This is a genomic window from Nocardiopsis akebiae (genome assembly GCF_018316795.1).
GTDB lineage: Bacteria > Actinomycetota > Actinomycetes > Streptosporangiales > Streptosporangiaceae > Nocardiopsis > Nocardiopsis dassonvillei.
This window is the reverse complement of record NZ_CP074132.1, coordinates 6,105,583-6,126,879: the sequence shown is the minus strand read 5'-3', so window position 1 is coordinate 6,126,879 and position 21,297 is coordinate 6,105,583. Positions and strand designations below refer to the sequence as shown.

Genomic DNA, 21,297 nt, shown 5'->3' with positions numbered 1-21,297 from the left:
CGCCACTCCATTTTTCCGGACATTCCGGTGGCCCGCTCCCGCTCGATGTGACCGTCTCAACCGCGTTGCGGCGGTCCTTCTCGTGACGGATCGTCTGGCGTGCGCGCTTCAACCGCCACAAGCCTTCGGAAGGACCCCTGTTGGCAGCCTCGCGCAACGCCTCCGCTAACGCCCTTGGTCCGCACCGCGTTTCCTTCGCCCGTATCCAGGAACCACTGGAGGTCCCGAACCTCCTCGCCCTTCAGACCGAGTCGTTCGACTGGCTGCTGGGCAACGACAGGTGGAAGACCCGGGTTGAGACGGCCCGAAACGCTGGCCGCAAGGACGTTCCGGAGCAGTCCGGTCTCGAAGAGATCTTCGAGGAGATCAGCCCGATCGAGGACTTCTCGGGCACGATGTCCCTGTCGTTCCGCGACCACCGGTTCGAGCCGCCCAAGTACTCAGAGGATGAGTGCAAGGACAGGGACATGACCTACTCCGCCCCGATGTTCGTCACGGCGGAGTTCATCAACAACGACACCGGTGAGATCAAGAGCCAGACGGTGTTCATGGGCGACTTCCCGCTCATGACCGAGACCGGCACCTTCATCATCAACGGCACCGAGCGCGTCGTCGTGTCCCAGCTGGTGCGCTCCCCGGGCGTGTACTTCGACAAGTCCGTCGACAAGACCTCGGACAAGGACCTCTACGGCTGCAAGGTCATCCCGTCCCGCGGCGCCTGGCTGGAGTTCGAGGTCGACAAGCGCGACTTCGTCGGCGTCCGCATCGACCGCAAGCGCAAGCAGGGCGTCACCGTCCTGCTCAAGGCGCTGGGCTGGACCACCGACCAGATCCTGGAGCGCTTCGGCCAGTACGAGTCCATCCGCAACACGCTGGAGAAGGACCCCACCGCGGGTACCGACGACGCGCTGCTGGACATCTACCGCAAGCTGCGCCCCGGCGAGCCGCCCACGAAGGAGTCGGCCCAGGCGCTGCTGGAGAACCTGTACTTCAACCCCAAGCGCTACGACCTGGCCAAGGTCGGCCGTTACAAGATCAACAAGAAGCTCGGTCTGGACACCGACTACCGGCAGGGCACCCTCACCGAAGAGGACATCGTCGCCACGATCGACTACCTCGTCCGCCTGCACGCGGGTGAGGTCGAGAAGGAGACCGTCAACGGTCCCCGCCCGATCGAGACCGACGACATCGACCACTTCGGCAACCGCCGCCTGCGCACCGTCGGCGAGCTCATCCAGAACCAGGTCCGCCTGGGCCTGGCCCGCATGGAGCGCGTCGTCCGCGAGCGGATGACCACGCAGGACGTCGAGGCGATCACGCCGCAGACCCTGATCAACATCCGCCCGGTCGTGGCCTCCATCAAGGAGTTCTTCGGCACCTCGCAGCTGTCGCAGTTCATGGGCCAGACCAACCCGCTGGAGGGCCTGACGCACAAGCGCCGCCTCTCCGCGCTGGGCCCGGGCGGCCTCTCCCGCGAGCGCGCGGGCTTCGAGGTCCGCGACGTGCACCCCTCGCACTACGGCCGCATGTGCCCGATCGAGACGCCCGAGGGACCGAACATCGGTCTGATCGGCTCGCTGGCCGCCTACGGCCGGGTCAACTCCTTCGGCTTCGTGGAGACCCCGTACCGCCGCATCATCGACGGCAAGGTCTCCGACCAGGTCGACTACCTGACCGCGGACGAGGAGGACCTCCACGTCATCGCGCAGGCCAACACGCCGATGAACCCCGACGGCTCCTTCGCCGAGGCCGGTGTGCTCGTGCGCCGCAAGGGCGGTGAGTTCGAGCAGGTCAGCACGGACGAGGTCGACTACATGGACGTGTCGCCGCGCCAGATGGTGTCGGTCGCCACCGCCATGATCCCCTTCCTGGAGCACGACGACGCCAACCGCGCCCTCATGGGCTCCAACATGCAGCGCCAGGCCGTGCCGCTGCTGATGGCCGAGTCGCCGTTCGTCGGCACCGGCATGGAGTACCGCGCCGCCACCGACGCCGGCGAGGTCGTCCTGGCGCAGAAGGCCGGTGTCGTCGAGGACGTCACCGCCGACTACGTCACCGTCATGGCCGACGACGGCACGCGCAAGACGTACCGCATGGGCAAGTTCCAGCGCTCCAACCAGGGCACCTGCTTCAACCAGCGGCCGATCGTGGCCGAGGGCCAGCGGGTCGAGGAGCGCCAGGTCCTCGCGGACGGCCCCTCCACCGACCAGGGTGAGATGTCGCTGGGCAAGAACCTGCTCGTGGCGTACATGTCCTGGGAGGGCCACAACTACGAGGACGCGATCATCCTCTCCCAGCGCCTGGTGCAGGACGACGTCCTCTCCTCGATCCACATCGAGGAGCACGAGGTCGACGCCCGCGACACCAAGCTGGGCCCGGAGGAGATCACCCGCGAGATCCCCAACGTCAGCGAGGAGGTCCTGGCCGACCTCGACGACCGGGGCATCATCCGCATCGGCGCCGAGGTCGTGGACGGCGACATCCTCGTCGGCAAGGTCACGCCCAAGGGCGAGACCGAGCTGACCCCGGAGGAGCGCCTGCTGCGCGCGATCTTCGGCGAGAAGGCGCGCGAGGTCCGCGACACCTCGCTCAAGGTGCCGCACGGCGAGACCGGCAAGGTCATCGGCGTCCGCGTGTTCAGCCGCGAGGAAGGCGACGAGCTCGCCCCCGGCGTCAACGAGATGGTCCGCGTCTACGTGGCCCAGAAGCGCAAGATCACCGACGGTGACAAGCTCGCGGGCCGCCACGGCAACAAGGGCGTCATCTCCAAGATCCTGCCCCAGGAGGACATGCCCTTCCTGGAGGACGGGACGCCGGTCGACATCATCCTCAACCCGCTGGGCGTGCCCGGCCGCATGAACGTCGGCCAGGTCCTGGAGGTCCACCTGGGCTGGCTGGCCAAGAACGGCTGGCTGGTCGAGGGGGTCGAGGAGGAGTGGCAGAAGTCGCTGGAGGCCATCGGCGCCACCGACGTGCCGCCGGACTCCCGCGTGGCCACGCCGGTCTTCGACGGCCTGCACGGCGACGAGCTCAGCGGCCTGATCAAGTCGGTGCGCCCCAACGCGGACGGCAACCGCCTGATCAACGAGGACGGCAAGGCGCGTCTGTTCGACGGCCGCACCGGCGAGCCCTTCGCCGAGCCGATCTCCGTCGGCTACAAGTACATCCTCAAGCTCCACCACCTCGTGGACGACAAGATCCACGCGCGCTCCACCGGCCCGTACTCCATGATCACCCAGCAGCCGCTGGGCGGTAAGGCGCAGTTCGGCGGCCAGCGCTTCGGTGAGATGGAGGTGTGGGCGCTGGAGGCCTACGGCGCCGCCTACGCCCTCCAGGAGCTGCTCACCATCAAGTCCGACGACGTGGTGGGCCGGGTCAAGGTCTACGAGGCCATCGTCAAGGGCGAGAACATCCCCGAGCCGGGCATCCCTGAGTCCTTCAAGGTGCTCATCAAGGAGATGCAGTCGCTCTGTCTGAACGTGGAGGTGCTGTCCAGTGACGGTATGTCCATCGAGATGCGGGACAGCGACGAGGACGTCTTCCGCGCGGCGGAAGAACTGGGAATCGACCTGGGTCGGCGGGAGCCGAGCAGTGTCGAAGAGGTCTAACTTCCGCATTCTTCGAGAGCAGGGGACGAATTAAGTGCTCGACGTCAACTTCTTCGACGAGCTGCGCATCGGCCTGGCCACGGCCGACGACATCCGCCAGTGGTCGCACGGCGAGGTCAAGAAGCCCGAGACCATCAACTACCGCACCCTCAAGCCCGAGAAGGACGGACTCTTCTGCGAGAAGATCTTCGGTCCGACCCGCGACTGGGAGTGCTACTGCGGCAAGTACAAGCGCGTCCGCTTCAAGGGCATCATCTGTGAGCGCTGCGGCGTCGAGGTGACCCGCGCCAAGGTGCGCCGTGAGCGGATGGGCCACATCGAGCTGGCCGCTCCCGTCACGCACATCTGGTACTTCAAGGGCGTGCCCTCCCGCCTGGGCTACCTGCTGGACCTGGCGCCGAAGGATCTCGAGAAGATCATCTACTTCGCCGCCTACATGGTCACGTGGGTGGACACCGAGGCCCGTGAGCGCGACCTCCAGTCCCTGGAGGCGCGGATCTCGGTCGAGAAGCAGCACCTGGAGCAGCGCCGCGACTCCACCGTCGAGGACCGCCACCGCAAGCTGGAGGCCGACCTCGCCGAGCTGGAGGAGCAGGGGGCCAAGGGCGACGCCCGCCGCAAGGTGCGCGAGGGCGCCGAGCGCGAGATGCGCCAGCTGCGCGACCGCGCCCAGCGCGAGATCGACCGCCTCGACGAGGTCTGGAACCGGTTCAAGAACCTCAAGGTCCAGGACCTCGAGGGCGACGAGATGCTCTACCGCGAGATGCGGGACCGCTTCGGCAAGTACTTCCGCGGCGGCATGGGCGCCCAGGCCATCCAGGACCGGCTGGCCAACTTCGAGCTGGACGTGGAGGCCGAGAGGCTCCGGGAGATCATCCGCACCGGCAAGGGCCAGAAGAAGGCCCGCGCCCTGAAGCGGCTCAAGGTCGTCTCGGCGTTCCTCAACACCACCAACAGCCCCATGGGCATGGTGCTGGACTGCATCCCGGTCATCCCGCCGGACCTGCGTCCGATGGTGCAGCTGGACGGTGGCCGCTTCGCGACCTCCGACCTCAACGACCTGTACCGCCGTGTCATCAACCGCAACAACCGCCTCAAGCGGCTGCTCGACCTCGGCGCGCCCGAGATCATCGTCAACAACGAGAAGCGGATGCTCCAGGAGGCCGTCGACGCGCTGTTCGACAACGGCCGCCGGGGCCGCCCGGTCACCGGGCCGGGCAACCGTCCGCTCAAGTCGCTGTCCGACATGCTCAAGGGCAAGCAGGGCCGCTTCCGCCAGAACCTGCTGGGCAAGCGAGTCGACTACTCGGGCCGTTCGGTCATCGTCGTCGGCCCGCAGCTCAAGCTGCACCAGTGCGGCCTGCCCAAGCAGATGGCGCTGGAGCTGTTCAAGCCCTTCGTGATGAAGCGCCTGGTGGACCTTAACCACGCGCAGAACATCAAGAGCGCCAAGCGCATGGTCGAGCGGTCCCGCCCGGTCGTGTGGGACGTCCTCGAAGAGGTCATCACCGAGCACCCGGTTCTGCTCAACCGCGCCCCGACGCTGCACCGCCTGGGCATCCAGGCCTTCGAGCCGCAGCTGGTCGAGGGCAAGGCCATCCAGATCCACCCGCTCGTGTGCACGGCGTTCAACGCCGACTTCGACGGCGACCAGATGGCCGTGCACCTTCCGCTGTCCGCCGAGGCCCAGGCCGAGGCGCGGCTGCTGATGCTGGCCACCAACAACATCCTCAAGCCGTCCGACGGCAAGCCCGTGACCATGCCCACCCAGGACATGATCATCGGCCTGTTCTACCTCACGACGGAGAAGGCCGGAGCCAAGGGCGAGGGACGCTCGTTCCTCTCCCCGGCCGAGGGCATCATGGCCTACGACCTGGGGGACCTCGACCTCCAGGCCAGGATCAAGCTCCGGATCGCCGACGGCGCCCCCGGTCCCAAGGACTGGACGCCGCCGGAGGGCTGGACTCCGGGGGAGCCGTACACCCTGGAGACGACCCTGGGGCGGTACCTGTTCAACGAGACCACCCCGGTCGACTACCCGTACGTCAACTTCCAGGTGGGCAAGAAGCAGGTCTCGACGCTGGTCAACGACCTCGCCGAGAACTACCCCAAGGTCCAGGTCGCCACGACGCTGGACGCCCTCAAGGACGCCGGTTACCACTGGGCCACCCGGTCCGGTCTGACCATCGGCATCGAGGACGTCGTCGCGCCGCCGCGCAAGACCGAGATCCTGGAGGGGTACGAGCGCAAGGCGGACAAGATCCAGCGCGAGTACGACCGCGGTCTCATCACCGACGACGAGCGCCGTCAGGAGCTCACCGAGGTGTGGACGCAGGCCACCACCGAGGTCGCCCAGGACATGGAGAACAACTTCCCCGCCGACAACCCGGTGTGGATGATGGTCCAGTCCGGCGCCCGAGGCAACCCGATGCAGGTGCGCCAGATCGCGGGTATCCGCGGCCTGGTCTCCAACACCAAGGGTGAGACGATCCCGCGTCCGATCAAGTCCTCCTACCGCGAGGGCCTGTCCGTGCTGGAGTACTTCATCTCCACGCACGGCCAGCGCAAGGGTCTGGCCGACACCGCCCTGCGCACCGCCGACTCGGGTTACCTGACCCGTCGTCTGGTGGACGTCGCGCAGGACGTCATCGTCCGCGAGATCGACTGCGGCACGGAGCGTTCGCTCTGGCACGAGATCGGCGAGAAGAACGCCGCCGGCGTCGTCGTGCGCAAGCACAACGTCGAGAACACCGGTTTCGGCCGGACCATCGCCGAGGACGCGGTGGACGCGGAGGGCAACGTCGTCCTCCCCGCCCTGAGCGACACCTCCGAGCAGAACATCGACAAGCTCATCGAGGCCGGGATCACCCGCGTCCGCGTGCGCTCGTCGCTGGTCTGCGAGGCCAAGATCGGCGTCTGCACCACCTGCTACGGCCGCTCCATGGCGACCGGCAAGCCGGTGGACGTCGGTGAGGCGATCGGCATCATCGCGGCCCAGTCCATCGGTGAGCCCGGCACCCAGCTGACCATGCGTACCTTCCACATGGGCGGTTCGGCCGGTCAGGACATCACCCACGGTCTGCCCCGTGTCCAGGAGCTCTTCGAGGCCCGCATCCCCAAGGGTGTGGCCCCGATCTCCGAGATGGAGGGCCGGATCCGGATCGACGACACCGAGAAGAGCCGCAAGATCGTCGTCATCCCCGACGACGGCACGGACGAGATCGCCTACCCGGTCCCGATGCGCGCCCAGCTGCTCGTCACCGACGGCGACCACGTCAAGGTCGGCCAGCAGCTGATCCAGGGTGCGATCAACCCGCACGAGGTCCTGCGCATCCAGGGCCCGCGCGCGGTGCAGCAGCACCTGGTGTCCGAGGTCCAGGAGGTGTACAAGTCGCAGGGTGTGTCCATCCACGACAAGCACATCGAGATCATCGTCCGCCAGATGCTCAAGCGGGTGAACATCCTGGAGTCGGGCGACACCGAGCTGCTGCCCGGTGAGATGGTCGAGCGGCCGAAGTTCGAGCGGATCAACCGCCGCGTCGTGTCCGAGGGCGGCCAGCCCGCGGCCGGGCGCCCGGTGCTGCTGGGTATCACCAAGGCCTCGCTGGCCACGGAGTCCTGGCTGTCCGCGGCCTCCTTCCAGGAGACCACCCGGGTGCTCACCGAGAACGCGATCCACGGCAAGAGCGACCCGCTCCTCGGCCTCAAGGAGAACGTCATCATCGGTAAGCTCATCCCGGCCGGTACCGGCATTCCGCAGTACCGCAACATCCGGGTGGAGCCGACCGAGGAGGCCAAGGCCTCGATGTACTCGGTCTCCGGGTACGAGGAGCCGAGCGAGTACACCTTCGGACAGGGTTCGGGCGAGGCCGTTCCGCTGGAGGAGTACGACTTCGGACCGTACAACCGGTAGAAGCGGTTTGCTTGACTGACGGCGGCGGTATGCCACCCCTCGCGGGGGGTGGTACCGCCGCCGTTCCGCGCACAGGGTCCGCTGACGCGGACGGAAGACGGCGCTACTGCGCTGGCGGGAGAGGCACAGGTGACTGACAACGGGGGCGAACGGCGGGACTCCGACGCGGAGGACTCGTGGTTCAAGCCGAGCGAGAACCGCTATCGCACACAGTCGGACTACCAGGACCCGCTCGAATCGGAGGGGACCGCTGACACGGTCTTCCCGGACAGCGGGGGGTACGCGGGGCTGAGCTCGTCCCGCCCGGCCATGGTGGAGCCCTACCCGGAGGCGCTGGGCGGACCGCCGCCCCCCGTCTCCCACGGCATCTCCTACCCGGGCGCCGGGTCCGCGGCCTACCAGCCGCTGACCAGGATTCCGGGAGATAACGAGGAGCCCTCCCTGCCGAGCGTCGCGGCCAGCGCCCAGGTGCCGCTCCCGTCGGAGCGGGACACCGACCGGTCCGAGGCGTGGTCCGCCGGTCCCCGGACCCAGGAGTTCCCCGCGCTGGACGACCGGGACGCCCCGGAAACCGGGCAGCCCCGGGACGAGCCCTCCTCCGCACCCGGATCCGCCGCCGAACAGCCGTGGGCTTCCGGCGGACCGGTGGACGAGGACCGGGGCGCGCCCTCCTGGGACACCCCGCCCCCCGGCGCGTCCGGCCAGCCGTGGGAGGACGCTCCCTCCTCCGGTGTGTCCGGTGGTCAGCCGTGGGAGGACGCTCCGGTCGCCGACCGGCGCGATCCGCTCGACGACGGCCTCGGCGCGGCCCCGTGGGACGCCCCGGCACGCGCCGCCCGGCCGTGGGAGGACGACACGCGCTCTCCCTCCACCTGGGACGTCGACGCCCCCGCCCGCGGGGACGACCGCGGTGCGTCGGCCCCGTGGTCGGACTCCCCCGGAACCGGTGGTTCCGCGGAGGGCGGTCCGGCCGACGGGTCCCGGCCCTGGGACACCCCGTCCTCGTCCGCCCCCGGCCAGCCGTGGGACGACGCCCCGGACCGCGGCCGTGACAGCGCAGACCACGGCCTGGGCCCCGCGTCGTGGGAGACTCCCTCCTCGTCCGCCCCCGGTCAGCCGTGGGAGGACGCTCCCTCCTCCGGTGTGTCCGGTGGTCAGCCGTGGGAGGACGCTCCGGTCGCCGACCGGCGCGATCCGCTCGACGACGGCCTCGGCGCGGCCCCGTGGGACGCCCCGGCACGCGCCGCCCGGCCGTGGGAGGACGACACGCGCTCTCCCTCCACCCGGGACGCCGACGCCCCCGGCGGCGATCGGGACCCGGCTACCTGGCCGGAGGCCTCCGGCAGTGGCGGCCCGGCGGAGGGCACGCTGACCTGGGACACCGGCTCCGCTGGCGACCGCGGTGCCTGGAACGCCGACCGGGGCGCCCAGCCCTGGGACGACGCCCCCGCGGGCGGTACGCGCGATCCGCTCGACGACGGCCTGGGCCCCGCCTCCTGGGAATCCCCGGCTTCCGGCGCGTCCGGCCAGCCGTGGGACGACAACGCTCCGGACCGCGGCCGGGACAGCGCAGACGACGGCCTGGGCCCCGCGTCGTGGGAGACGCGGCCCTCCTCCGCCACCGACCAGCCCTGGGGCCCCGACCCCGTGGGCGACCGCGGTCCGTGGACCGCTGACCGGGGCGGCCAGTCCTGGGAGGACGACACCCGCGCCTCCTCCGGTCGGGACGACGACGCTCCCGACCGCGAGCGCGGCCCGGCCTCCTGGACCGACGTGCCCGGTCCCGACGGCGGTTCCTGGGACGACGCCGCTCCGGCGGACCGGCCCCGGGACGACCTCGCCCGCCGGCACGGGACCGGCGAGCGCGCCGCTGACGCCTGGGACGACCGCCCCTACGGCGACGACCCCCTCGGGGGAGACCGCGCACGGGGCCGCTCCTGGGACGACGACGAACTCGGCGGCGACTTCCGGGGCGCCGACGCCCCGGAAGCCCCGGAGGCCTGGGCGCCCTCCGGCCGCACCGACGACCGGCCCGGCGCGGGCTCCGGCGGCTCGTGGGGCGACGGGTACGGCGACGAGCTCTCGCCCTCCGGCCTGGGCGGCGGCAGCGGCAACACCTGGGCGTTCGACCGCAACGACCCCCGGCTGCCGGACGTGGTCCGCGAGGCGGAGCAGCGCCGCAGGGAGTCCTCCTCCGGACGGGCCGAGACCGTCGACTGGGGAGGCCCCGACACCGGTGAGCTCTCCGCGGCGGTCCCCGGCGCGGACGACCCCCTGGGCGCGATCGCCGACATGCAGTCGCGCGCCCGCTCCAGGGACCAGGACCCGCTGGAGGACCCCGGCGGTGCCACCCAGATGTTCGACGCCCGCGCCCTGGCCGAAGAGGGGGGCTGGGCGGACGACGACGATTACCGGCGCGACGACCGCCCCGGGGACGACGGGGCGGACTACGACCGCTACGACGACGACCCCGACGGGTCGGAGTACGGCCAGGACGGGCCGGAGTACGGCCGCGACGGGGAGGCGGACCGGCCGGAGCCGGAGTACGACTACGAGGACGACCCCGAGCCCCGCGGTGACGAGCCCCGCGACCGCGACGACTCCGAGTACGAGGACGGGTTCACCCCGGCCGACTACGGAATGCCCGCCGCTCCGGCGGGACGCAGCAGGCGCCGCAAGGACCCGATCGCCGAAGAGTTCCCCGGCTTCGGCGACCGCCCCCTGGGCGGCGAGGCCGGTGACGCCTACCCCGGCTACGACAGCATCGACTTCCTCGCCGACACCGAGCGGGGGGCGATGCTCACCCTGTGGCTGGGCGTGGCCTCGCTGCTGCCCGGCGTGGGACTGGTCACGGCCGTCCTGGCCCTGCTGGTCACCGGGCCCAAGGCCAAGAGGGCGATCCGCGAGTCCCGCGGGCAGCTCGACGGCCTCGGCCTGATCACGACCGGAACGGTCTTCGCCGTCGTGGGCATCCTGGTGACGGTGATCTCCGTCGCCCTCTGGCTGGTCCTGTAGCGCCACGGCCGCCTCTCGGGGACAATCGTCCCGGGGAGGCGGCCGTCAGCCTTCGGCCGCGCTCTCGCAGAAGCGGGGCCGAGCAGCCGCGGGACCGCGTAGAATGGTGGCGACCCACGGCTGAGCGAGGATCCGTCCCGACGGTTCCCGTCATGTCGCACACCGTTTTGACCGTCCTGACGGCAAGCGGTAGCCTGTGTGATTGTGCCCGTGAGTCGACGGGTCGCACATGCGAGTGCGGCGCCCGGTTCCGCAGACGAGGACCTACGGTGCGCGGCGCATGTGAACCCCCTCCCATGATTCGGCCTCCCGGCCGGGTGTGACCTCGTTTTCGCCATGCGCGGGAACGAACGCGACACGCCCGACATCGGGGGTCGGGGAGGTTCGGGAAATCCAGCAGGTCAATAGCGATATCGGCTACGAGAACCGGCGTAGGTCACGAGGAAGACGGAGACGCGGTGCCCACCATCCAGCAGCTGGTCCGCAAGGGCCGACAGGACAAGGTCGCAAAGAACAAGACCCCGGCGCTGAAGGGGAGTCCGCAGCGTCGTGGTGTGTGCACTCGTGTCTACACCACCACGCCCAAGAAGCCGAACTCCGCTCTGCGCAAGGTCGCCCGAGTCAAGCTGAGCAGCCAGATCGAGGTCACGGCCTACATCCCCGGCATCGGCCACAACCTCCAGGAGCACAGCATCGTGCTCGTGCGCGGTGGCCGTGTGAAGGACCTGCCGGGTGTCCGTTACCGCATCGTGCGCGGCTCGCTCGACACGCAGGGTGTCCGTAACCGCAAGCAGGCGCGTAGCCGTTACGGCGCCAAGAAGGAGAAGTAAGCATGCCGCGCAAGGGCCCGGCGCCGAAGCGCCAGCTCATCACCGACCCGGTCTACGGCTCGCCGCTCGTCACCGCACTGATCAACAAGGTGCTGCTCGACGGCAAGCGCTCCATCGCCCAGAGCGTCGTCTACGACGCCCTGGAGGGCGCTCGCGAGAAGACCGGCCAGGACCCGCTCGTCGTCCTGAAGCGGGGACTGGACAACGTCAAGCCCGCGCTCGAGGTCCGCAGCCGCCGCGTCGGCGGCGCGACCTACCAGGTGCCGGTCGAGGTTCGCGCCTCCCGGTCCACCACGCTGGCCCTGCGCTGGCTGGTCTCCTACGCGCGCCAGCGCCGTGAGAAGACCATGACCGAGCGTCTGATGAACGAGCTGGTCGACGCCAGCAACGGTCTCGGCGCGGCCGTCAAGAAGCGTGAGGACACGCACAAGATGGCCGAGTCGAACAAGGCCTTCGCGCACTACCGCTGGTAATTCCGGCGGGTTCGAAACAGACCGAGGGACGACGAGCCTCATGGCTGCCAAAACTGTTCTTGACCTGGCCAAGGTCCGCAACATCGGGATCATGGCTCACATCGACGCTGGTAAGACCACGACGACTGAGCGGATCCTCTACTACACCGGTGTGACCCACAAGGTGGGCGAGGTCCACGATGGCGCTGCCACGATGGACTGGATGAAGGAGGAGCAGGAGCGGGGTATCACCATTACCTCGGCTGCTACCACCACCCACTGGGACGACCACACCATCAACATCATCGACACGCCCGGCCACGTCGACTTCACGGTCGAGGTCGAGCGGTCGCTGCGTGTGCTCGACGGTGCCGTCGCGGTCTTCGACGCCAAGGAGGGCGTCGAGCCCCAGTCGGAGCAGGTCTGGCGCCAGGCGGACCGCTACGGCGTCCCGCGTATCTGCTTCGTCAACAAGATGGACAAGATCGGCGCCGAGTTCCAGCGCTGTGTCGACATGTTCCGTGAGCGCCTCGGCGCCAACGCCATGCCGATCCAGCTCAACATCGGTGCCGAGAGCGACTTCAAGGGCGTCATCGACCTCGTCCGGATGAAGGCCTACGTCTGGAACGAGGAGGCCGCGCTCGGCGAGATGTACGACACCGTCGACATCCCCGAGAGCCACGCCGACGCCGCCCGCGAGGCCCGCGACCAGTTCATCGAGACGCTGGCCGAGGCCGACGACGAGATCATGGAGATGTACCTGGAGGGCCAGGAGCCCACCGTGGAGCAGCTCGTCCCCGCGATCCGCCGCGCGACCATCGCCGGTACGGCCGTCCCGGTCGTGTGCGGCACCGCGTTCAAGAACAAGGGCGTGCAGCCCCTGCTCGACGCGGTCACCGCCTACCTCCCCTCGCCGCTGGACGTCGAGGGCGTCGAGGGCCACGACCCCAAGGACGAGACCGAGGAGACCAAGCTCGTCCGCAAGCCGAGCAACGACGAGCCGCTGTCGGCTCTGGTCTTCAAGATCATGAGCGACCCGCACCTGGGCAAGCTGACCTACGTGCGCGTCTACTCCGGCGTTCTCCAGGCGGGCACCCAGGTGCTCAACAGCCTCAAGGGCCGCAAGGAGCGCATCGGCAAGATCTACCGCATGCACTCCAACAAGCGCGAGGAGATCTCCGAGGTCGGCGCCGGCGACATCGTCGCCGTCATGGGCCTCAAGGACACCACGACCGGTGAGACCCTGTGCGACCAGGCGAACCCGATCGTCCTGGAGTCCATGACCTTCCCGGCTCCGGTCATCGAGGTGGCCATCGAGCCCAAGACCAAGAGCGACCAGGAGAAGCTGGGCATCGCGATCCAGCGCCTCGCGGACGAGGACCCCTCGTTCCAGGTCGCCACGGACGACCAGACCGGTCAGACCGTGATCTCGGGCATGGGCGAGCTGCACCTCGAGGTGCTCGTCAACCGCATGCGCGACGAGTTCAAGGTCGAGGCGAACATCGGCAAGCCGCAGGTGGCCTACCGCGAGACCATTCGCAAGAAGGTCGAGGGGCACACCTACACCCACAAGAAGCAGACCGGTGGGTCGGGCCAGTTCGCCAAGGTCAAGATCGACGTCGAGCCCCTGGAGACCGAGAGCGGCGACGCCTCGGGCTACGAGTTCGTCAACGCCGTCACCGGTGGCCGCATCCCGAGGGAGTACATCCCCTCCGTCGACGCCGGCTGCCAGGAGGCCGCCGAGCTGGGCGTGCTCGCGCACTACCCGCTCGTCGGCGTCAAGGTGACGCTCCAGGACGGCCAGTACCACGAGGTCGACTCCTCCGAGATGGCCTTCAAGACCGCCGGTTCGATCGCCTTCAAGGAGGCGGTCAAGCTGGCCAAGCCGACTCTCCTGGAGCCGGTCATGGCTGTCGAGGTCACCACCCCCGAGGAGTACATGGGTGACGTGATCGGAGACCTGAACTCCCGCCGTGGACAGATCCAGTCCATGGACGAGCGTTCCGGCGTCCGCATCGTCAAGGCCCAGGTGCCCCTCTCCGAAATGTTCGGCTACGTGGGTGACCTGCGCAGCCGCACGCAGGGTCGAGCCAACTACTCGATGGTGTTCGACTCCTACGCGGAGGTTCCGTCCGCTGTCGCCCAAGAAATTGTGGCGAAGGTCCGCGGCGAATAGTCGCGAACACGTAACCAGCCCGCTCCCCGTCCACGCGGGGAGCGAGCACCAGACAGCTCTGTACGTCTAGGAGACATCCAGTGGCGAAAGCAAAGTTCGAGCGGACTAAGCCGCACGTCAACATCGGCACCATCGGTCACATCGACCACGGCAAGACCACGCTGACCGCGGCCATCACCAAGGTGCTGCACGACGCGTACCCGGAGCTGAACCCGTTCACTCCGTTCGAGGACATCGACAACGCTCCTGAGGAGCGCGAGCGCGGTATCACCATCTCCGTCGCCCACGTCGAGTACCAGACCGAGGCGCGTCACTACGCCCACGTCGACTGCCCCGGTCACGCGGACTACGTGAAGAACATGATCACCGGTGCGGCGCAGATGGACGGCGCCATCCTGGTCGTGGCCGCCACCGACGGCCCGATGCCGCAGACCAAGGAGCACGTGCTCCTGGCCCGCCAGGTCGGCGTGCCCTACATCGTGGTGGCCCTGAACAAGGCCGACATGGTGGACGACGAGGAGATCTTCGAGCTCGTCGAGCTCGAGGTCCGCGAGCTCCTCAGCGAGTACGAGTTCCCCGGCGACGACGTCCCCGTCACCAAGGTCTCCGCGCTCAAGGCGCTGGAGGGCGACGAGGAGTGGGGCAAGTCCGTCCTGGAGCTCATGGGCACCGTGGACCAGTTCATCCCCGAGCCCGAGCGTGACACCGACAAGCCCTTCCTCATGCCGATCGAGGACGTCTTCTCGATCACCGGTCGCGGCACCGTCGTCACCGGCCGCATCGAGCGCGGCATCGTCAACGTCAACGAGACCGTCGACATCGTCGGTATCAAGGACGAGAAGCAGACCACCACGGTCACCGGTGTCGAGATGTTCCGCAAGCTGCTCGACCAGGGCCAGGCCGGCGACAACGTCGGTCTGCTCCTGCGCGGCATCAAGCGCGAGGACGTCGAGCGCGGCCAGGTCGTCATCAAGCCCGGCACGACCACCCCGCACACCGAGTTCGAGGCCCAGGTCGTCATCCTGTCCAAGGACGAGGGTGGCCGCCACACGCCGTTCTTCAACAACTACCGCCCGCAGTTCTACTTCCGCACCACGGACGTCACCGGCGTCGTGACGCTGCCGGAGGGCACCGAGATGGTCATGCCCGGTGACAACACCGAGATGACCGTCCAGCTCATCCAGCCCGTCGCGATGGAGGACGGCCTGAAGTTCGCCATCCGCGAGGGTGGCCGGACCGTGGGCGCGGGTCGCGTCACGAAGATCCTCAAGTAGTACCCGCGCGGGGGCGGCCCCTTCGGAGCCGTCCCCGCCGTGGTGGGCGGGCCGTGGGTCCACGGCCCGCCCACCAGCACACAAGACGTCATCGGGCTCTGTGACGGTGACGCACCGCAGGGGCAAGCCCTGTTGCGGTTTCTCAAGGGAATAGGGGCTCACGGCTACAACGGCGGATCCGCCGGGCCTGGGCGTCTGTGACCGGGAACAGCTCACCGTTACGGACACTGAAGCGAAGGACGAACAGGCCACATGGCGGGACAGAAGATCCGCATTCGGCTAAAGGCCTATGACCACGAGGTCATCGACAGCTCGGCTCGCAAGATCGTCGAGACTGTGACGCGAACTGGCGCACAGGTCGCGGGCCCGGTGCCGCTGCCGACGGAGAAGAACGTTTACTGCGTCATCCGATCGCCGCACAAGTACAAGGACTCGCGCGAGCACTTCGAGATGCGCACGCACAAGCGGCTGATCGACATCATCGACCCCACGCCGAAGACGGTCGACTCGCTCATGCGACTCGACCTCCCGGCGGGCGTTGACATCGAGATCAAGCTTTAAGGACGCACAGACATGGCCACCAAGCAGATCAAGGGAGTTCTGGGCGAAAAGCTCGGCATGACCCAGGTCTTCGACGACGCGGGCAAGATGGTGCCCGTGACGGTTCTGAAGGCCGGTCCGTGCGTCGTGAGCCGCATCCGGACTCCGGACACCGATGGCTACTCCGCCATCCAGCTCGGCTACGGGCAGATCAACCCGCGCAAGGTCAACAAGCCGCTCGGCGACTACCTGCGCAGCCACGACCTGACCCCGCGCCGCCACTACGTCGAGGTCCGCACGACCGACGCCACCGAGTACACGCTCGGCCAGGAGGTCACCGCGGACAGCTTCGAGACCGGCCAGAAGGTCGACGTCACGGGCAAGAGCAAGGGCAAGGGCTTCGCGGGTGTGATGAAGCGCCACGGTTTCCGCGGCCTCTCCGCCTCGCACGGTACCCAGCGCAAGCACCGCTCGCCCGGCTCCATCGGCGGCTGCGCCACGCCCGGCCGCGTGTTCAAGGGCATGCGGATGGCCGGTCGCATGGGCAACGTGCGCAAGACCGTCCAGAACCTGACCGTTCACTCCGTCGACGCGGAGAAGGGGCTCATCCTGGTCAAGGGTGCCGTCCCCGGTCCCAACGGCGGTCTGGTGCTCGTCCGCACCGCTGTGAAGGGGGACAAGTAAGCCATGGCCCAGATCGAGGTCAAGAACCTTGAGGGCGGCGCCAAGGGCAGCGTCGAGCTGCCGGACAGCGTCTTCGCCCAGCAGGTCAGCATCCCGCTGATCCACCAGGTCGTGAACGCCCAGCTCGCCGCTGGCCGTCAGGGCACGCACGCCACCAAGACCCGCGGCGACGTCCGCGGCGGTGGCAAGAAGCCCTACCGCCAGAAGGGCACGGGCCGGGCCCGCCAGGGTTCCATCCGCGCCCCGCAGTACACCGGCGGCGGCACGGTCCACGGACCCCAGCCGCGCGACTACAGCCAGCGCACCCCCAAGAAGATGAAGGCCGCCGCCCTGCGCGGAGCCCTCTCGGACCGGGCGCGCCACGGCCGCATCCACGTCGTCAGCCAGTTCGTGGCCGAGGACGTGGAGAGCAAGTTCACCAAGACCGCTCTGAAGGCGCTGCGCCAGGTCACCGAGTCCGACAAGGTCCTGGTGGTGCTGGCCCGCGACGACGAGCACAACCGGCGCGCCCTGCGCAACGTCGAAGAGGTGCACATCCTCGACGCGGACCAGGTGAACACCTACGACGTCCTCTACTCGGACGACGTGGTCTTCACCGAGGCGGGCTACGCCGAGTTCCTGGCCCACGCGGCCGGTGCCTCCAAGGCCGCGCAGTCCGAGGAGGACGACCAGTGAGGATCGCCGACCACCGGGACATCATCGTCGAGCCGGTGATCTCCGAGAAGAGCTACGGGCTCATGGACGAGAACAAGTACACGTTCATCGTCCGCCCGGACGCCAACAAGACCCAGATCAAGATCGCGATCGAGAAGATCTTCGAGGTGAAGGTCACGAGCGTGAACACGATCAACCGCAAGGGCAAGCGCAAGCGCACCCGCTTCGGTTACGGGAAGCGTCCCGACACCAAGCGCGCGATCGTCAGTGTCGCCGAGGGCGACCGGATCGACATCTTCGGTGTCTGACCTCTCCCGGGTCTGACCGCTACACACCAAGCAACACGTAAAGGAATGCGCGAAGAAGATGGGCATTCGTAAGTACAAGCCGACGACACCGGGTCGTCGCGGCTCCAGCGTGAGCGACTTCGTCGAGATCACGCGCTCGGAGCCCGAGAAGTCCCTGGTGCGTCCGCTCCACTCCAAGGGCGGTCGCAACGGCCACGGCCGCATCACCGCCCGCCACCAGGGCGGTGGCCACAAGCGCGCCTACCGCGTGATCGACTTCCGTCGTCACGACAAGGACGGCGTGCCGGCCAAGGTCGCCCACATCGAGTACGACCCGAACCGCACCGCGCGCATCGCGCTGCTCCACTACGTGGACGGCGAGAAGCGCTACATCCTGGCTCCGGCCGGCCTCAAGCAGGGCGACCGGGTCGAGAACGGTCCGCAGTCCGACATCAAGCCCGGCAACTGCCTCCCGCTGCGCAACATCCCCACGGGTACGTTCGTGCACGCGGTCGAGCTGAAGCCGGGCGGCGGCGCCAAGCTGGGCCGCTCCGCGGGCTCGCAGATCCAGCTCCTGGCCAAGGAGGGCAAGTACGCCACGCTGCGTATGCCCTCCGGTGAGATGCGCATGGTGGAGATCACCTGCCGCGCCACCGTCGGCCAGGTGGGCAACGCCGAGCAGTCCAACATCAACTGGGGCAAGGCCGGCCGCTCCCGCTGGAAGGGCAAGCGCCCGACCGTCCGCGGTGTCGTGATGAACCCGGTCGACCACCCCCACGGTGGTGGTGAGGGCAAGACCTCCGGTGGCCGCCACCCGGTCAGCCCCTGGGGTAAGAAGGAAGGCCGGACCCGGGCCAAGAACAAGGCCAGCGACAAGCTCATCGTGCGGCGTCGGCGTAGCGGTAAGAAGAAGCGGTAAGGAGCACGTCTGATGCCACGTAGCCTTAAGAAGGGTCCCTTCGTCGACGACCACCTCATCAAGAAGGTGGAGTCGCAGAACGAGAAGGGGACCAAGAACGTCATCAAGACGTGGTCCCGGCGGTCCATGATCGTTCCGGAGATGATCGGTCACACGATCGCCGTCCACGACGGCCGCAAGCACGTCCCCGTGTTCGTGTCCGAGTCGATGGTCGGCCACAAGCTCGGTGAGTTCGCTCCCACGCGTACTTTCCGCAGCCACGTCAAGGAAGACCGCCGTAGCCGCCGTTAGCGGTTGCAGCAGCAGAAAGAACCATTTCTCCACGGTGAGTGGAGATGAATTTCCGTGAGCGAGGGAAAAGCGATGGGAACGAGGGCACAGGCACGGTTCGTCCGTGTTACGCCCCGAAAGGCCCGCCGGGTGGTGGACCTTATTCGCGGGTTGCCCGCTGACGAGGCACAGGCGGTGCTCCGGTTCGCGCCCCAGTCGGCGAGCGAGCCCGTTGGCAAGGTGCTGGCTAGCGCCATCGCCAACGCCGAGCACAACGACAAGCTGGACCGCGGGACGCTGGTGGTCGAAGGCGCGTGGGTGGACGAGGGTCCGACCCTGAAGCGCATTCGTCCGCGAGGCTTCGGCCGCGCCTTCCGGGTGACCAAGCGCACGAGCCACATCACCGTGGTCGTCGCTGAGCGCTCGGGCGCCTCGTCCAAGACGAAGGAAAGGACCCGATAGTGGGGCAGAAGGTAAACCCGCACGGGTTCCGCCTCGGAGTCACCACCGACTTCAAGAGCCGTTGGTACGCCGACAAGTCCTACAAGGACTACGTCAAGGAAGACGTCGCGATCCGTCGGATGCTGACCCGCGGCATGGAGCGCGCGGGCATCTCCAAGGTGGAGATCGAGCGCACCCGTGACCGCGTCCGCGTCGACGTCTACACCGCCCGGCCGGGCATCGTCATCGGCCGCCGCGGCGTCGAGGCCGACCGCATCCGGACCGACCTGGAGAAGCTGACCGGCAAGCAGGTCCAGCTGAACGTCTTCGAGGTCAAGAACCCCGAGATCGACGCGCAGCTCGTCGCCCAGGGCGTCGCCGAGCAGCTGAGCAGCCGCGTGGCCTTCCGCCGCGCGATGCGCAAGGCCATGCAGACCGCGATGAAGAGCGGTGCCAAGGGCATCCGCATCCAGTGCGGTGGCCGTCTGGGCGGGGCCGAGATGTCGCGCTCGGAGTTCTACCGCGAGGGCCGTGTGCCCCTGCACACCCTGCGCGCCGACATCGACTACGGCTTCTTCGAGGCCCGTACGACCTTCGGCCGCATCGGCGTGAAGGTCTGGATCTACAAGGGTGACGCGCCCGCCACCCGCGCCGAGCGCGAGGCGGCCCAGGCCGCGCAGCGCTCCGCCGGCGGCGGTGGCGGTGGCGGCGGTCAGCGCCGCGAGCGCCCCCAGCGTCGTCGTCGCGGCGGTGCCGGTGGCGGCCAGCCGCAGAACGCCGAGGCCAAGGCCCCGGCCGAGTCCGCGAAGTCCGAGGGGAGCTGACCAGTGCTTATTCCTCGTAAGGTCAAGTACCGCAAGCAGCACCACCCTGATCTGCGCGGCAAGGCCAAGGGCGGCACGACGGTCACTTTCGGTGAGTTCGGCATCCAGGCCCTGGAGTCGGCCTACGTGACGAACCGTCAGATCGAGTCCGCTCGTATCGCCATGACGCGTCACATCAAGCGTGGCGGCAAGGTGTGGATCAACATCTTCCCGGACCGCCCGCTGACCAAGAAGCCCGCCGAGGTCCGCATGGGTTCCGGTAAGGGTTCCCCGGAGTGGTGGGTCGCGCCGGTCAAGCCCGGTCGCGTGATGTTCGAGCTGTCGGGCGTGCCCGAGGCCATCGCCAAGGAGGCGATGCGCCGTGCGATGCACAAGCTCCCGATGAAGTGCAAGTTCGTTACGCGGGAGGGGGAGTGATGGCCAAGTCCGTGACTGCCCATGAGCTCCGTGACCAGTCCGTCGAGGACCTGGTCGCCAAGCTCAAGGAAGCCAAGGAAGAGCTGTTCAACCTCCGCTTCCAGGCCGCCACCGGCCAGCTCGACAACCACAGCCGACTGCGTACCGTCAAGCGCGAGATCGCCCGGATCTACACGATCCTGCGTGAGCACGAGCTGGGTATCGCCCCGCTGTCTGGTGAGTCGGCGCAGGAGAAGGAAGCAGCCGAATGAGTGAGAACCAGACCGCGACCCGCAACTACCGCAAGGTGCGCGAGGGCTACGTCGTCAGCGACAAGATGGACAAGACCGTCGTCGTCGAGGTCGAGGACCGCATCACGCACGCCAGGTACGGCAAGGTCATCCGTCGCACGTCCAAGTACAAGGCGCACGACGAGGCGAACTCCTGTGGCGTGGGCGACCTGGTCCGACTGATGGAGACCAGGCCGCTCTCCGCGACCAAGCGCTGGCGCGTCGTGGAGATCCTGGAGAAGGCTAAGTAACCCCAGCCTGTCGGCGGCCGGCACCCGTGCCGGCCGCCGATCCCGGGGGTGAGACCACCTAGCCGTGCGGCAGTGGACCGCACGCATCACATCAGGAGCAGACGTGATTCAGCAGGAGTCGCGACTCAAGGTCGCCGACAACACGGGTGCCAAGGAGATCCTTACCATCCGTGTTCTCGGTGGCTCGGGTCGGCGCTACGCCGGGATCGGCGACACCATCGTCGCCACGGTGAAGGACGCCCTGCCTGGCGCTGGAGTCAAGAAGGGCGACGTCGTCAAGGCCGTTGTCGTGCGCACCGTCAAGGAGCGCCGCCGGCCCGACGGCTCCTACATCCGCTTCGATGAGAACGCTGCCGTGCTCATCAAGGACGGTGGGGACCCGCGAGGCACCCGCATCTTCGGCCCGGTCGGCCGCGAGCTGCGTGACAAGAAGTACATGCGCATCATTTCGCTGGCGCCGGAGGTGCTCTAAG

General features: G+C 68.2%; 19 protein-coding genes. All 19 read left to right on the top strand.

The window, feature by feature from the left end:
• Positions 1–140 precede the first annotated feature (140 nt).
• The 19 genes from rpoB (at position 141) to rplN (ending at position 21,296) form a co-directional block, all read left to right on the top strand.
• On the top strand, positions 141–3,608 hold the full coding sequence (gene rpoB / locus KGD83_RS26160; protein ID WP_212641600.1) for a DNA-directed RNA polymerase subunit beta: 3,468 nt from the start codon (positions 141–143) through the stop codon (positions 3,606–3,608).
• Positions 3,609–3,642: 34 nt separating this feature from the next.
• Complete coding sequence (locus tag KGD83_RS26155) at positions 3,643–7,521, top strand: DNA-directed RNA polymerase subunit beta' (protein ID WP_212641599.1); 3,879 nt, start codon at positions 3,643–3,645, stop codon at positions 7,519–7,521.
• A 129-nt stretch (positions 7,522–7,650) separates the two neighbouring features.
• On the top strand, positions 7,651–10,536 hold the full coding sequence (locus KGD83_RS26150; protein WP_212641598.1) for a hypothetical protein: 2,886 nt from the start codon (positions 7,651–7,653) through the stop codon (positions 10,534–10,536).
• Between the two features lie 458 nt (positions 10,537–10,994).
• On the top strand, positions 10,995–11,366 hold the full coding sequence (rpsL, locus tag KGD83_RS26145; protein ID WP_013156106.1) for a 30S ribosomal protein S12: 372 nt from the start codon (positions 10,995–10,997) through the stop codon (positions 11,364–11,366).
• A 2-nt stretch (positions 11,367–11,368) separates the two neighbouring features.
• A complete protein-coding gene (rpsG, locus tag KGD83_RS26140) occupies positions 11,369–11,839 on the top strand; it encodes a 30S ribosomal protein S7 (RefSeq protein WP_013156107.1) in 471 nt (156 codons plus the stop codon).
• A 40-nt stretch (positions 11,840–11,879) separates the two neighbouring features.
• Positions 11,880–13,994 carry an elongation factor G gene (gene fusA, locus KGD83_RS26135; RefSeq protein WP_212641597.1) on the top strand — a complete coding sequence of 705 codons (2,115 nt, stop codon included), beginning with the start codon at positions 11,880–11,882 and terminating at the stop codon, positions 13,992–13,994.
• A gap of 80 nt (positions 13,995–14,074) precedes the next feature.
• The gene (tuf, locus tag KGD83_RS26130; protein WP_212641596.1) at positions 14,075–15,268 is read left to right on the top strand and encodes an elongation factor Tu; all 1,194 of its coding nucleotides are present in this window, start codon (positions 14,075–14,077) and stop codon (positions 15,266–15,268) included.
• A gap of 252 nt (positions 15,269–15,520) precedes the next feature.
• Entirely contained in the window at positions 15,521–15,829 is a 309-nt protein-coding gene (rpsJ, locus tag KGD83_RS26125; protein WP_013156110.1) for a 30S ribosomal protein S10, read from the top strand.
• Between the two features lie 12 nt (positions 15,830–15,841).
• Entirely contained in the window at positions 15,842–16,492 is a 651-nt protein-coding gene (gene rplC / locus KGD83_RS26120) for a 50S ribosomal protein L3 (protein WP_019610094.1), read from the top strand.
• 3 nt (positions 16,493–16,495) lie between these two features.
• Positions 16,496–17,167, top strand: a complete 672-nt coding sequence (gene rplD, locus KGD83_RS26115) for a 50S ribosomal protein L4 (protein WP_212641595.1) — start codon at positions 16,496–16,498, stop codon at positions 17,165–17,167.
• On the top strand, positions 17,164–17,454 hold the full coding sequence (gene rplW, locus KGD83_RS26110) for a 50S ribosomal protein L23 (RefSeq protein WP_013156113.1): 291 nt from the start codon (positions 17,164–17,166) through the stop codon (positions 17,452–17,454). The genes rplD and rplW overlap by 4 nt, the downstream gene beginning before the upstream one ends.
• A 58-nt stretch (positions 17,455–17,512) precedes the next feature.
• Positions 17,513–18,352, top strand: a complete 840-nt coding sequence (gene rplB, locus KGD83_RS26105; protein WP_013156114.1) for a 50S ribosomal protein L2 — start codon at positions 17,513–17,515, stop codon at positions 18,350–18,352.
• A 12-nt stretch (positions 18,353–18,364) separates the two neighbouring features.
• Positions 18,365–18,643, top strand: a complete 279-nt coding sequence (gene rpsS / locus KGD83_RS26100; RefSeq protein ID WP_013156115.1) for a 30S ribosomal protein S19 — start codon at positions 18,365–18,367, stop codon at positions 18,641–18,643.
• A 72-nt stretch (positions 18,644–18,715) separates the two neighbouring features.
• On the top strand, positions 18,716–19,084 hold the full coding sequence (rplV, locus tag KGD83_RS26095) for a 50S ribosomal protein L22 (RefSeq protein ID WP_017567302.1): 369 nt from the start codon (positions 18,716–18,718) through the stop codon (positions 19,082–19,084).
• Positions 19,084–19,887, top strand: a complete 804-nt coding sequence (gene rpsC, locus KGD83_RS26090) for a 30S ribosomal protein S3 (RefSeq protein ID WP_047869961.1) — start codon at positions 19,084–19,086, stop codon at positions 19,885–19,887. Before rplV ends, rpsC begins: the two co-directional genes overlap by 1 nt.
• Before the next feature lie 3 nt (positions 19,888–19,890).
• Complete coding sequence (rplP, locus tag KGD83_RS26085) at positions 19,891–20,304, top strand: 50S ribosomal protein L16 (RefSeq protein WP_013156118.1); 414 nt, start codon at positions 19,891–19,893, stop codon at positions 20,302–20,304.
• On the top strand, positions 20,304–20,555 hold the full coding sequence (gene rpmC, locus KGD83_RS26080) for a 50S ribosomal protein L29 (RefSeq protein ID WP_013156119.1): 252 nt from the start codon (positions 20,304–20,306) through the stop codon (positions 20,553–20,555). The genes rplP and rpmC overlap by 1 nt, the downstream gene beginning before the upstream one ends.
• On the top strand, positions 20,552–20,824 hold the full coding sequence (gene rpsQ / locus KGD83_RS26075; RefSeq protein ID WP_013156120.1) for a 30S ribosomal protein S17: 273 nt from the start codon (positions 20,552–20,554) through the stop codon (positions 20,822–20,824). The genes rpmC and rpsQ overlap by 4 nt, the downstream gene beginning before the upstream one ends.
• Positions 20,825–20,927: 103 nt before the next feature.
• The gene (rplN, locus tag KGD83_RS26070; protein ID WP_013156121.1) at positions 20,928–21,296 is read left to right on the top strand and encodes a 50S ribosomal protein L14; all 369 of its coding nucleotides are present in this window, start codon (positions 20,928–20,930) and stop codon (positions 21,294–21,296) included.
• The last annotated feature ends 1 nt before the right edge of the window (position 21,297 follow it).

Bases quoted from the DNA above. Each gene is read 5' to 3' on its own strand.
- rpsG (WP_013156107.1), top strand. From the start codon at position 11,369: ATGCCGCGCAAGGGCCCGGCGCCGAAGCGCCAGCTCATCACCGACCCG.
- fusA (WP_212641597.1), top strand. From the start codon at position 11,880: ATGGCTGCCAAAACTGTTCTTGACCTGGCCAAGGTCCGCAACATCGGG.
- rpsJ (WP_013156110.1), top strand. From the start codon at position 15,521: ATGGCGGGACAGAAGATCCGCATTCGGCTAAAGGCCTATGACCACGAG.
- rplC (WP_019610094.1), top strand. From the start codon at position 15,842: ATGGCCACCAAGCAGATCAAGGGAGTTCTGGGCGAAAAGCTCGGCATG.
- rplD (WP_212641595.1), top strand. From the start codon at position 16,496: ATGGCCCAGATCGAGGTCAAGAACCTTGAGGGCGGCGCCAAGGGCAGC.
- rplB (WP_013156114.1), top strand. From the start codon at position 17,513: ATGGGCATTCGTAAGTACAAGCCGACGACACCGGGTCGTCGCGGCTCC.
- rpsS (WP_013156115.1), top strand. From the start codon at position 18,365: ATGCCACGTAGCCTTAAGAAGGGTCCCTTCGTCGACGACCACCTCATC.
- rplV (WP_017567302.1), top strand. From the start codon at position 18,716: ATGGGAACGAGGGCACAGGCACGGTTCGTCCGTGTTACGCCCCGAAAG.
- rpmC (WP_013156119.1), top strand. From the start codon at position 20,304: ATGGCCAAGTCCGTGACTGCCCATGAGCTCCGTGACCAGTCCGTCGAG.
- rpsQ (WP_013156120.1), top strand. From the start codon at position 20,552: ATGAGTGAGAACCAGACCGCGACCCGCAACTACCGCAAGGTGCGCGAG.